The sequence below is a fragment of the Thiohalocapsa marina genome (assembly GCF_008632335.1).
Lineage (GTDB): Bacteria > Pseudomonadota > Gammaproteobacteria > Chromatiales > Chromatiaceae > Thiohalocapsa > Thiohalocapsa marina.
In genome coordinates this window covers 59,686-72,702 of sequence record NZ_VWXX01000009.1, presented here as the reverse complement: position 1 = coordinate 72,702, position 13,017 = coordinate 59,686, and the positions used below count along the sequence as shown (strand labels likewise).

The window sequence follows — 13,017 nt, the reverse complement described above, 5'->3', positions numbered from 1 at the left end:
CCTCCCTGTTCTGATCAAGGGCGATCGAGACCCACGCCAGCCGACACCCGACCCACTCAGACTGCGGCCTAACACTGAAGATCGTTGACTATACTTGGGGAGAAGCTGATTTATCGTCCTCCGGTTCCGCACGATGCTGAAAACCAGCAGGTTCCAGGGGCAGATCGGTGCGCGGCGGGCGGACAGCCTGACGCCGCCGGTGCCGATTAAGCGTACAGCCGATGACTATGTCCCGTTCCGCCAGTCCGCCGACTCAGCGCGTCATGCCCGTCCATCGCGCCTGCCGAGGCAGGGCGCGACTGGAGGTTGTCGGCCTGTACCGCTCGCCGGCCTTGAAGCAGCGACTGGAGGCGGCGCTGGCGTCCCGTGCCGGCATCGCTGCGGTGCAGGCGAGTCCGGTCACCGGGCGGCTGCTGGTGCTGTTCGGTCCGTCGCTGACGCTGGAGGCCCTGATCCAGCTGGTGGAGGCCGAACTCGACGGTGCCGGTATCCGCGTGCCCCCAACCCCAGCCCGAGCCGAGGATTCGGCGTCCCGGCGAGGGCACGGCTTCACCTGGATGATGTCCGGCGTCGCCGGCCTGCTGCGTCGCCTGGCCAGGGGCCGATCCGGCTGGACGGCCCTCGCCGCGATGGCGCAGCAGGTGTCGCCGGCTCAATCTCTGGCCCGGTCGCCGGCCCGTGCGCCGCCGCCGCGCGCTTGGTCAACCATGACGTGCGAACAGGTGCTCGCGGAGCTGGATACCACGGCGGAGACCGGCCTCGCGCCGGATGAGGTGGACCGCCGTCTCCAGCGTTACGGCGCCAATGTCCTTGGCGAGGCCGAGACCCGCTCAGACCTCGCCATGCTCCTGGGCCAGTTCAACAGCCTGCCGGTGGCCCTGCTCGGGGTGTCCGCTGGCGTTGCCGTGATCACCGGGGGGCTGCTGGACGCGGCGGTCATTCTGGGGGTGGTGCTGATCAATGGCGCCATCGGTTTCGTCACCGAGCGTCAGGCCGAGCGCACCATCGGTTCCCTTGCCCAGACCGGGGTGCGCGCGGTGCGGGTACTCAGGGCCGGCGAAGCGGTATCGGTCCGGGTGGAGCAGATCGTTCCCGGCGATGTGCTGATCCTGGCCCCCGGCGATTATGTCGCCGCCGACGTGCGCCTGTTGCGGGCGCATCGGCTGAGCATCGACGAATCGGCGCTGACCGGCGAGAGTTTGCCGGTGTCGAAGGCGCATGCGTTCGTCGCTCGCAACGACACCGCCCTGGGGGATCGCCGCAACATGGCCTACATGGGCACTCATGTCACCGGAGGCAATGGCCGCGGGGTGGTGGTGGCCACGGCCGAGGCCACCGAGCTGGGCCAGATCCAGACCATGGTCGGCGAGGCGGCGTCGCCGGAAACGCCGATGCAACGGCAACTCGGACGCATGGGCACGCGATTGGCGCTGGTATCCGGCGGCGTCTGTGTCGGCGTCTTCGGCGTCGGCGTGCTGCGGGGCTATCCCTGGCTGGAGATGCTCAAGGCGTCGGTGTCGCTGGCGGTGGCCGCGGTGCCGGAGGGCCTGCCGGCGGTGGCGACGACAACCCTGGCTATGGGCATCAAGGCCATGGGCGAGCGGAATGTCGCCGTGCGCCATCTCGACGCGGTGGAAACCCTGGGGGCGGTGCAGGTGTTCTGCATGGACAAGACCGGCACCCTGACCATGAATCGCATGGCCGTGGTTGCCCTGCACTGCGAACAGCGGCACCTGCGGGTGACGGAGAACCGTTTTCGCGACGAGGCCGGCCATGGGGTCGATCCGGTCACCAGCGAGGCGCTGGTGCGGTTGTTGCAGATCGTCTCGCTGTGCAGCGAGACCGAGGTGCGGGGCGTGCCGGGGCAGTATCAGTACCTGGGCACGCCCACCGAGAACGCGCTGGTGGAACTGGCGATGGAGGCCGGCGTCGATGTGCGGGCCCTGCGCGAGGAGCGGCCCCGGCTAAAGAGCCGCTATCGGGCCGAAGGGCGTCCGTACATGAGCACCCTGCATCCCTACCGCGACGGAAGGCACCTGCTGGCGGTGAAGGGAAGCCCGGCCGAGGTGTTGGCGATGTGCTCACACATCCTGACAGGCGGCGGCATCACCCCCCTCGACGATGCGCGTCGCGCCGATATCCTGGCGGCCAACCAGCGTATGGCCGGTCAGGCCCTGCGCGTCCTTGCCGCCGCCTACCGCGAGCTGGACCAAGCGCATATGCCCGCGCGCACCGAACAACTGGTTTGGCTCGGCCTGGCGGGGATGGCGGACCCGATGCGCCCGGGCATGGATCGACTCATCGCCGAGTACCACGCCGCCGGCATCGAGACCATCATGATTACCGGCGATCAGAGCGCCACCGCCCATGCCATCGGTCACCAACTCGGGCTGTCCGGGGACAAGCCATTGCAGGTGCTGGAGTCGAGCCGGCTGGAGGAGATGGACCCCGAGCTGCTGGCGGGCCTGGTGCGCAATGTGCACGTGTTCGCCCGGGTGAGCCCGGCGCACAAGCTGCGGATCGTGCGCGCGCTGCAGGAGGCGGGGCTGGTGGTGGCCATGACCGGGGACGGCATCAACGACGGCCCAGCGCTGAAGGCCGCCGACATCGGCGTGGCCATGGGCAAGACCGGCACCAACGTGGCGCGGGAGGTCTCCGACGTCGTCCTGGAGGACGATAACCTGCATACCATGACCGTTGCCGTGGCCCAGGGCCGGACCATCTATGCCAACATCCGCAAGATGGTGCATTTCATGGTCTCCACCAATCTCACCGAGATCGAGGTGATGCTGGCCGGGCTCGTGGTCGGCTGGGGCGAGACACTGAACCCGATGCAGCTGCTGTGGATCAACCTGGTTACGGATATCTTTCCGGGGCTGGCCTTGTCCATGGAACCCGATGAACCCGGCGTCATGACCCGTCCGCCGCGCGATCCGGAGGCGTCCATCCTTGGCGGCAAGGACCTGCGCCGCATGGTCCTGGAGTCGGGGGTGATCGGCGTCGGCACCCTGGGCGCCTACCTGTTCGGTCTGCGACGCTATGGGTCTGGTCCGGCCGCTGCCACCATGGCGTTTCACACGCTGGTTCTTAACGAACTGGCGCATGCCCTCAGTTCGCGCAGCAAGTACCGCAACGTCTTCGGCGGCGAGCGGCTGCAATCCAACCGGCACCTGAATCGCGCCGTTCTGGGCATGGCTGCGCTGCAGGTCATCGTCGGCCTGCTGCCCGCGGCTCGCCGGCTGCTCGGCACGGTGCCCCTGGGCTGGACGGACCTGGCCGCCATCGGCGCCGGCGTGCTGCTGCCACTGATGGTCAACGAGGGCAGCAAGCCGGGTTGCCGTCCCGCGCGGCCTGTCGATATTCCGGAGCACACCGCATGAGCGACGACTTCATCTTCACCTCCGAGTCCGTTACCCGGGGTCATCCGGACAAGCTCTGCGATCAGATCAGCGACGCCATTGTCGATCATTGCCTGCGCCAGGACCCGGGCGCCTTGATCATCGCCGAATGCGCCGTGGCCAGCGGGGTGCTGTTCATCTCGGCCCATCATGGCTCCCGTGTGGGGCTGACCATCACGGACGTGGCGCGCACCCTGATTCGCGCAGTGGGCTATCCGCCCGAGGTCTTCGACGCCGATGCCTGCGCAATCATGAGCAGCTTCAAGGATCACGGCGCGCGCCATGATCGGGCGCCCGATCTGGGGGGCTTGACCGACGCCGAACTGGACGCCGTGACCGCGCGTGACCAGGCGACCGTCTTCGGTTATGCCTGCGACCAGACCCCGGTCCTGATGCCGCTGCCGATCTGGCTGGCGCATCGCCTGGCGCGGCGGCTGGACGCTGCCAGCCTGAGGCGCGAGCTGGGCTATCTGTTGCCGGATGCCAAGACCCAGGTGGGTATCGAGTATGTCGGTGGTGAGCCGAAACGCATCCATAGCATCACGCTGGAAACCACTCAGCGTGAGGGTCACGTGCCATCCATGCCGCGGCTGCGACAGGACCTGATCGAGCATGCCATCGTCCCGGTGCTGGCCGAGGAACGCCTGCGGGCGGATGACCATACCCATCTGTTCATCAACCCCCGCGGGCCGATGGTGGGGGGCGGGCCCGCGGCCCATTCGGGGCTCACTGGCCGCAAGACCGGCATCGACACCTATGGCGAGTATGCCCGCCATAGTGGCGCGGCGCTCAGCGGCAAGGACCCCATGCGCATCGACCGGGTTGGCGCCTATGCCGCCCGCCATGCCGCCAAGAACGCCGTCGCCGCCGGCCTGGCGCGGGAGTGCGAGGTGCAGCTGAGCTATAGCATCGGCATGGCCGGTCCCGTGAGCCTGCGCGTGCGCAGTTTCGGTACGGGACGGATCGGTGACGACGAGATCGGCCGGCGCCTGCTGGCCAACTTCGATTTCCGCATCGGCGCCATCGTCCGCGACCTGCGCCTGCGCGAGGGGCCGGCAGAGCATCCGGACGGCTTCTATCAACGGCTCGCGGTCTACGGACACATGGGCCGGGCCGATCTTGATCCGCCCTGGGAGCGCACCGATCGCGCCGAGGCGCTGCGCGGGGATTAACCCGCGCGGCAGCGGTCAGCGCGGCAGGTCGCTGCGGCCCATCAGCCATTCGTCGACGGCGCGGGCGCACTGGCGACCCTCGCGGATGGCCCAGACCACCAGCGACTGGCCGCGGCGCATGTCGCCGGCGGCGAAGACGCCGTCAACATTGGTGTGGTAGGCCTGCTGGCCCTCGGTGCTGCCCTGAACGTTGCCGCGGGGGTCGAACGCCAGCCCCTTGGCCTGGTGCAGTTCTTCCAGCATGCCCTCGCGCACCGGCTGCAGGAAGCCCATGGCCAGCAGCACCAGGTCGGCCCTGAGCTGGCCCTCGGAGCCTTCCACCTCGGACATCTGCCAGCGGCCCTGGTCGTCCTTGTCCCAGCGCACCAGGACGTAGTTCAGCGCGCGCACGTTGCCTTCGCCGTCCTGCTCGAAGGACTTGGTGAGCACGTTCCACAGGCGCTCGGCGCCCTCTTCCTGGCTGGTGGAGGTGCGCAGCTTGTTCGGCCAGTTGGGCCAGGTGAGGCCCTTGTCTTCTTTCTCCGGCGGCTTGTCCAGCAGCTCGATCTGGGTCACCGAGCGGGCGCCGTGGCGGTTGGAGGTGCCGATGCAGTCCGAGCCGGTGTCGCCGCCACCGATGACCACCACATGCTTGCCGTTGGCGCTGATGAAGTCGTCATCGGGCACGTCGACCCCCTGCACGCGCTTGGAGTTGGCGCGCAGGAAGTCCATCGCGAAGTGGATGCCGTTGTAGCTGCGCCCGGGCACGTCGAGGTCGCGCGGCTTCTCCGAGCCGCCGGCCAGCACCACGGCGTCGTAGTCTTCGATCAGGGCCGTGACGGGGATGTCGACGCCGATATGACAGTGGGTGTGAAACTCCACGCCCTCGGCGCGCATCTGGCTCATGCGCCGGTCGATCAGGGTCTTGGCGAGCTTGAAGTCCGGGATGCCGTAGCGCAGCAGGCCGCCGATGCGGTCTTCCTTCTCGTACAGCGACACCGCATGGCCGGCACGGGCGAGCTGCTGCGCGCAGGCCAGTCCGGCCGGGCCTGAGCCCACCACGGCCACGCGCTTGCCGGTGCGGTGCGCCGGCACCTGGGGCTTGATCCAGCCCTCGGCCCAGGCCTTGTCGGCGATGGCGCGCTCGATGGACTTGATGGCCACCGGGGCGTCGTCGATGTTCAGCGTGCAGGCGGCCTCGCAGGGGGCCGGGCAGATGCGCCCGGTGAACTCCGGGAAGTTGTTGGTGGAGTGCAGTACCTCGCTGGCGGCCTGCCAGTCCTGCCGGTACACCAGGTCGTTCCAGTCCGGGATGATGTTGTTGACCGGACAGCCCTGATGGCAGAACGGGATGCCGCAGTCCATGCAGCGTGCGCCCTGCATGCCGATGTCGGCATCGGTGAGCGGTAAGGTGAACTCGTTGTAGTGGACGATGCGGTCGGAGACCGGCTGGTAGGCCATCTCCGCGCGCTCGAATTCCATGAAACCCGTTGGCTTGCCCATGGTGTTGCGGTCTCCGTCAAGATCTCAGGGAAGGCTTCGACAATTGCGGGCGGGTGGGCTGCGGCGGCCGGCTGCGGCTTGCCTGCATCTGCTGCAGCGCACGACGGTAGTCCACCGGCATCACCTTGACGAATTTCGGCAGCATGGCGTCCCAGTTGTCCAGGATGCAGCGCGCGACCTCGGAGTTGGTGTAGTGCAGATGGCGCCCGATGAGCTGTTTCAGCCGCAGCGCGTCGAAGCGGGTCATGTCGTGGCTCAGATCCACCAGGCCATGGGTCTCCAGGTCGCCGCCCTGGTGCTCAAAGGCCTCGAGGGCTTGGTCCTCGGCGGCGATGGGCTCCAGCTCCACCATGGACAGGTTGCAGCGGTCGGCGAAGCCGCCGGTCTCGTCCAGCACGTAGGCGATGCCGCCGCTCATGCCGGCGGCAAAGTTGCGGCCGGTGGGGCCAAGGCAGACCAGGATGCCGCCGGTCATGTACTCGCAGCCGTGGTCGCCGACACCCTCCACCACGGCGGTGGCGCCGGAGTTGCGCACGCAGAAGCGCTCGCCGGCGACGCCGCGGAAGTAGCACTCGCCGCTGATGGCGCCGTAGAGCACGGTGTTGCCGACGATGATGTTGTCTTCGGCGCGCTCGATGGCGGAGTTGGCCGGCGGATAGATGACGATGCGTCCGCCGGACAGGCCCTTGCCGACATAGTCGTTGGCCTCGCCTTCCAGCTCGACGGTGACGCCGTGGGCCAGCCAGGCGCCGAATGACTGGCCGCCGATGCCGCGCGCCTTGATGTAGATGCTGTCGTCCGGCAACCCGGCGTGGCCGTAGCGTTCCGCCACCCGTCCCGAGAGCATGGTGCCGAAGGTGCGGTTGAAGTTCTTCACCTCGGTCTCGATGCGCACCGGCTCGCCGCGCTCCAGCGCCGGCTCGGCCTCGCGGATCAGCACGTGGTCCAGGGCCTTGTCGAGCCCGTGATCCTGCTGCTCGACGTTGTAGATGGCCACCTCGGGGCCAACCGCGGGCCGGGTCAGCAGGCGCGAGAAGTCCAGCCCGCGGGCCTTCCAGTGGGCGATGGCCCGACGCATCTCCAGGCGGTCCATCTGGCCGATCATCTCGTCCATGCGGCGGAAGCCCAGCCGGGCCATGAGCTGGCGAACCTCCTCGGCGACGAAGAAGAAGTAGTTGATGACGTGCTCGGGCTTGCCGGTGAAACGCTTGCGCAGCTCTGGGTCCTGGGTGGCGACACCCACCGGACAGGTGTTCAGATGACACTTGCGCATCATGATGCAGCCTTCGACGATCAGCGGCGCGGTGGCAAAGCCGAACTCGTCGGCGCCGAGCAGGGCGCCCACCACCACGTCGCGTCCGGTGCGCATGCCGCCGTCCACCTGCACCGCGATGCGCCCGCGCAGGCGGTTCAGCACCAGGGTCTGGTGGGTCTCGGCCAGACCGATCTCCCAGGGCGAGCCGGCGTGCTTGATGGAGGTCAGCGGGCTGGCGCCGGTGCCACCGTCGTAGCCGGAGATGGTCACGTGGTCAGCGTGGGCCTTGGAGACGCCGGCGGCGACGGTGCCCACGCCCACCTCGGACACCAGCTTGACGCTGATGCGCGCCTTGGGGTTGGCGTTCTTCAGGTCATGGATCAGCTGCGCCAGGTCCTCGATGGAGTAGATGTCGTGGTGCGGCGGCGGCGAGATCAGGCCGACCCCCGGAGTGGAGTGGCGCACCCGGGCGATCTGGGCGTTGACCTTGTGGCCGGGCAGCTGACCACCCTCACCGGGCTTGGCGCCCTGGGCGATCTTGATCTGGATGTCGTCGGCGTTGACCAGGTACTCCACCGTGACGCCGAAGCGCCCGGAGGCCACCTGCTTGATGGCGGAGCGCTCCGGGTTGGGCGAGCCGTCCGGCAGCGGATTGAAGCGTTCCGGCTCCTCGCCGCCCTCGCCGGTGTTGGATTTGCCGCCGATGGCGTTCATCGCCTTGGCCAGCGTGGAGTGCGCCTCGTGGCTGATGGAGCCGAAGGACATGGCGCCGGTGGCAAAGCGCTTGACGATCTCCTTGGCCGGCTCGACCTCGTCCAGCGGTACCGGCGTGTCGGCCCATTTCAGGTCCATCAGGCCGCGGAAGGTCAGCAGCCGCTCGGTCTGCTCGTTGATCAGCTGCGAGTACTCGGCGTAGGTAGCGGCGTCGTTGGCACGGGTGGCATGCTGCAGCTTGGAGATGGTGTCCGGAGTCCAGACATGGTCCTCGCCGCGCAGGCGGAAGGCGTAGTCGCCGCCGACGTCCAGATGGCTGCGCAGGATCTGCTCCTGGCCGTAGCCGCGGCTGTGCCAGAGCACCGCCTCGGCGGCCACCTCGGCCAGGCCGATGCCCTCCACCATGCTGGGGGTGCCGGTGAAGTAGCGTGCGATGAAGTCGCGGTTGAGGCCGACGGCGTCGAAGATCTGCGCACCGCAATAGCTCTGGAAGGTGCTGATGCCCATCTTCGACATGACCTTGAGCAGGCCCTTGCCGATGGCCTTGATATAGCGCTGCTGGGCCTCCTCGAAGTCGGCCGGACCGCCGGCGTCCTGCGGTAGCCGAGCCAGTTCCGACTGGATGGTGTCAAAGGCCAGGTAGGGGTTGACGGCCTCGGCGCCGTAGCCGGCCAGGGTGGCGAAATGGTGCACCTCCAGCACGGCGCCGGTTTCCACCACCAGACCGGAGCTGGTGCGCAGGCCGCGGCGGATCAGGTGCTGGTGCACCGCGGAGGTGGCCAGCAGGGCCGGAATGGGCACGAAGTCGGCATTGGTGTTGCGGTCGGACAGGATCAGGATGTTGTGTCCGTCGAGCACCGCGCGCTCGGCCTCCTCGCACAGCCGCTCCAGGGCCGGCGCCATGCCCTCGGCGCCCTCCACGGATGGATACACCATGTGCAGCGTGGCGGTGCGAAAGGCGCCGCCTGAGTTGTCTTCGATGTGGCGAATGCGTTCCAGATCCTCGTTGGTCAGTACCGGCTGGTTGACCTCGAGGCGCCAGTGCTGGCCGGCCTCGTTCAGGCCGAGCAGGTTGGGCCGCGGGCCGATCGGCGACACCAGCGACATGACCAGTTCCTCGCGGATCGGGTCGATCGGCGGGTTGGTGACCTGGGCGAAGTTCTGCTTGAAGTAGCTGGACAGGTGCTTGGAGCGCGACGAGAGCACCGACGGGGGATTGTCTGCCCCCATCGATCCGATGCCCTCCTGGCCGGTCAGGATCATCGGCGTCAGCAGGAACTTGATGTCCTCCTGGGTGTAGCCGAAGGCCTGCTGGGCGTCGAGCAGGATGTGCGCTTCCGGCGCCATGGGCGCGACGTCGGTGGGCAGCGAGTCCAGGTGGATCTGGGTCTTGGCCAGCCACTCGCTGTAGGGGTGGGCTGCGGCCAGCTCCGTCTTGATCTCGGCATCGTCGATGATGCGGCCCTGCTCCAGGTCGATGAGGAGCATCTTGCCGGGCTGCAGGCGCCACTTCTTGACGATGCGCTCCTCGGCGATGTCGAGCACGCCCATCTCCGAGCCCATGATCACCATGTCGTCGTTGGTGACCAGGTAGCGGGCCGGGCGCAGGCCGTTGCGGTCCAGCGTGGCGCCGATCTGGCGGCCGTCGGTGAAGGCCACCGCGGCGGGGCCGTCCCAGGGCTCCATCAGGGCGGCGTGATACTCATAGAAGGCGCGCCGCTGCTCGTCCATGAGCTTGTTGCCGGACCAGGCTTCCGGGATCAGGATCATCATGGCGTGGGCCAGCGAATAGCCGCCCATCACCAGCAGCTCGAGCGCGTTGTCGAAGCAGGCGGAGTCGGACTGTCCCTCAGGGATCAGCGGCCAGATGCTGTCGAGGTCGTCGCCCAGGATCTCCGAGCGCATGGTGTGCCGGCGCGCGGCCATCCAGTTGACGTTGCCGCGCAGGGTGTTGATCTCGCCGTTGTGGCAGATCATGCGGAACGGCTGCGCCAGGTCCCAGGTGGGGAAGGTGTTGGTGGAGAAGCGCTGATGCACCAGGGCCAGCGCGGACTCGAAGCGCGGGTCGCGCAGGTCCAGGTAATAGCTGCCCACCTGGGCGGCCAGCAGCATGCCCTTGTAGTTGACCGTGCGCGAGGACATGGACGCGACGTAGTAGGCGGTCTTGTCGTATCCGGCGGCGCGGATGGCGTTGTCCAGGTGCTTGCGCGCCACGAACAGGCGGCGCTCGAAGCTGTCCTGATCCGGGCACTGCTCGCCGCGACCGATGAACACCTGGCGCACCACCGGCTCGCTGGGCAGCACGCTCTCGCCAAGCTCGCGGTTGTCCACCGGTACGTCGCGCCAGCCCAGCACCTGCTGGCCGCCTTCGGTCAGGTGCTGCTCCACCGTCGCCTGCATCTCGCTGCGGGCGGCCTCGTCCTTGGGCAGGAACACCATGCCGACGCCGTACTCGCCCACCGGCGGCAGCTCGAAAGCGACACTGGCGCGGAAGAAGGCATCCGGGATCTGCACCAGGATGCCGGCGCCGTCGCCGGCCTTGGGGTCGGCGCCGACGGCGCCGCGGTGATGCAGGCGTTCGAGGATCTCGAGGCCCTGTTCGACGATCGCGTGGCTTTTGGCGTTCTTGATGTTGCAGACGAAGCCGACACCGCAGGAGTCGCGCTCGTGGGCGGGGTCGTACAGACCCTGGGCAGGGGGAAAGGCACGCAGGTTCATCGGTAGACCTCTGTTACCAGTGTGGGCAGGAACCGGATGTGAGTCGACAGGCGATTCTGACCCCGGTGCGCATGCTGCGCTACCCTGGGGTTGCTCCGGTTTCGGCGGACGTTGTCTGGGATGATGACCGCTGCCGGGTCTGCTCCGGCGCGCCGGCCGCGAGGCCGAAGGTCGGAGTCTGACACGAGCGGGCATCAGCTTGCCGGTATCCGGTCGCGTCCGGGTCGGATGTGCGACGGACCGAAGCCGTCGGCCTCGTGCAGGCCTGCCGCGAAATTAACGGCGAGCCGGCGATCATACGCTATAAGCAGAAGCTGTGCCACCGCCTGCGTGTAATGCCACCGGAGCCGGCCACGCCCGTGTCGGTGCGGCTGGCAGGAGCGGTGTTCAGCGGGGTCAGGAGGGGCGGGCACCAGCATCTGCACCATCATGGTGCGATGGCGCGCCCGCCTGCACGCTTATGGTGCGGGCGCCGGTGCCGTTGTGGGCGCCAGCGTAGCGACCAGGTCGTCGGTGCCGAACTCGGCGGTGACCAGGGCATCGCCGATGCCGCGCAGCAGCACCAGTCGCAGGGTGCCGTCCTGCACCTTCTTGTCCACCGCCATCAACTCCAGCCAGCGTTCGGCGGGGATGTCGGGAGGCGGATCCACGGGCAGGCCGAAGCCGGCGATGACGCGGCGGATGCGCGCCAGGGTGTCGCTGTCGATCCAGCCCAGGCGCCGGGACAGGTCCGCGGCCATGACCATGCCGGCCCCAACCGCCTCGCCGTGCAGCCAGTCGCCGTAGCCGCGAGCGGCCTCGATGGCGTGGCCGAAGGTGTGGCCCAGGTTGAGCAGCGCGCGCTGGCCGGCCTCCAGCTCATCGGCGGCCACCACCTCGGCCTTGTTGCGGCAGGAGCGCTCGATGGCCTCCGCCAAGGCCGCGGGGTCGCGGGCCAGCAGGGCGCCGGCGTTGGCCTCGAGCCAGTCGAAGAAGGCCGGATCCCGGATCAGCCCGTACTTGACCACCTCAGCCAGCCCCGCGGCCAGCTCGCGGTCGGGCAGGGTATCCAGTGTCCGGGTGTCGGCAATGACCGCGCGCGGCTGGTGGAAGGCGCCGATCATGTTCTTGCCGGCCGGGTGGTTGATGCCGGTCTTGCCGCCGACGGAGGAGTCCACCTGGGCCAGCAGGGTGGTGGGCACCTGGATGAAGGGCACGCCGCGCTGGTAGCAGGCGGCGGCGAAGCCTGACATGTCGCCGATGACGCCGCCGCCAAGGGCGATCAGGGTGCAGTCGCGGCCGAAGCGCTGGGCCAGCAGGGCATCGAAGATGCGGTTCCAGGTGGCCAGATCTTTGTACTGTTCGCCATCCGGTAGGATGACCTCGCCCAGCCGCAGGCCCTGCAGCGCGGCTTGCACCCGCGCCAGATACAGCGGTGCGACGGTCTCGTTGGTGACGATCATGACCCGGGAGCCGGCGATGTGCGGCCGGTACAGCCCACTGTCGTCGATCAGTCCGGGGCCGATGTAGATCGGGTAGCTGCGGTCCGCCAGATCGACCTGGAGGGTGCGGTGGGGCGTCTTCATTTCAGAGCTCTTCCTGCTCCAGTCGGCGCCGGATCTCCTTGACCACCGAGGCGGTGCCGCGGCGCTCGGTGGAGACCACCAGGTCGGCGACCTGTCGGTAGATGGGTTCGCGCTCTTCCATCAGGTCGCGCAGGCGTTGCTGCGGATCGGGTGTCTCAAGCAGCGGCCGGCCGCGGTCGCGGGCGGTACGGGCGTACTGCTGCTCCGGGCTGCAGTGCAGGTAGATCACCAGCCCGCGGGCGGTGAGCTGCTGGCGGTTTTCCGGCAGCAGCACGGCGCCGCCGCCGGTGGCGAGGACGATGTTTTCTTGTTGCACCATCTCTTCGATCACCTGGCGTTCGCGGTTACGAAAGCCCGCCTCGCCCTCGAATTCGAAGATGGTGGCGATGTCGACCCCGGTGCGGCGCTGGATTTCCGCGTCGCTGTCCTGGAACTCGTAGCCCAGTGCCTGCGCCAGTTGTCGCCCAATGGTGCTTTTGCCGGCCCCCATGGGACCGATGAGGAAGATGTTTTGTGGCCGTATCATGCCGCACAGATATGCCAGATTTGATCCGTCGGGGCAAGGACCTTGAATCTGACGGGCGCCAGCGGGCGAAGTTTGAAGTTCGAAGTTCGAAGTTCGAAGTTTGGAGGCTGGAGGCTGGAGGCTGGAGGCTGAGGGCTGGCGGCTTGGGGCTCTGGAAGTCGGTCTGCCGGGCTGGGTAGTCGAAGTG

The 13,017-nt window shown here is 68.0% G+C and carries 6 protein-coding genes; 2 read left to right on the top strand and 4 right to left on the bottom strand.

Translation table 11 applies throughout. The annotated features are described in order from the left end of the window. Positions 1 to 263 precede the first annotated feature (263 nt). Both F2Q65_RS08570 and metK read left to right on the top strand, forming a co-directional pair. Positions 264 to 3,380 carry a cation-translocating P-type ATPase gene (locus F2Q65_RS08570; RefSeq protein WP_150092405.1) on the top strand — a complete coding sequence of 1,039 codons (3,117 nt, stop codon included), beginning with the start codon at positions 264 to 266 and terminating at the stop codon, positions 3,378 to 3,380. Further along, on the top strand, positions 3,377 to 4,570 hold the full coding sequence (gene metK, locus F2Q65_RS08565; RefSeq protein WP_150092403.1) for a methionine adenosyltransferase: 1,194 nt from the start codon (positions 3,377 to 3,379) through the stop codon (positions 4,568 to 4,570). Before F2Q65_RS08570 ends, metK begins: the two co-directional genes overlap by 4 nt. 15 nt (positions 4,571 to 4,585) lie before the next feature. On the opposite strand, the gene F2Q65_RS08560 is transcribed toward metK, so the two are convergent. From F2Q65_RS08560 to aroK, 4 genes are all read right to left on the bottom strand, one after another. Continuing rightward, complete coding sequence (locus F2Q65_RS08560) at positions 4,586 to 6,052, bottom strand: glutamate synthase subunit beta (protein ID WP_150092401.1); 1,467 nt, start codon at positions 6,050 to 6,052, stop codon at positions 4,586 to 4,588. 16 nt (positions 6,053 to 6,068) lie between these two features. Further along, positions 6,069 to 10,739, bottom strand: coding sequence for a glutamate synthase large subunit (gene gltB, locus F2Q65_RS08555; protein WP_150092399.1), 4,671 nt, complete (start codon positions 10,737 to 10,739; stop codon positions 6,069 to 6,071). Between the two features lie 458 nt (positions 10,740 to 11,197). Next, on the bottom strand, positions 11,198 to 12,304 hold the full coding sequence (aroB, locus tag F2Q65_RS08550; protein ID WP_150092397.1) for a 3-dehydroquinate synthase: 1,107 nt from the start codon (positions 12,302 to 12,304) through the stop codon (positions 11,198 to 11,200). 1 nt (position 12,305) lies between these two features. Next, positions 12,306 to 12,830, bottom strand: a complete 525-nt coding sequence (gene aroK, locus F2Q65_RS08545) for a shikimate kinase AroK (RefSeq protein ID WP_150092395.1) — start codon at positions 12,828 to 12,830, stop codon at positions 12,306 to 12,308. Positions 12,831 to 13,017 lie beyond the last annotated feature (187 nt).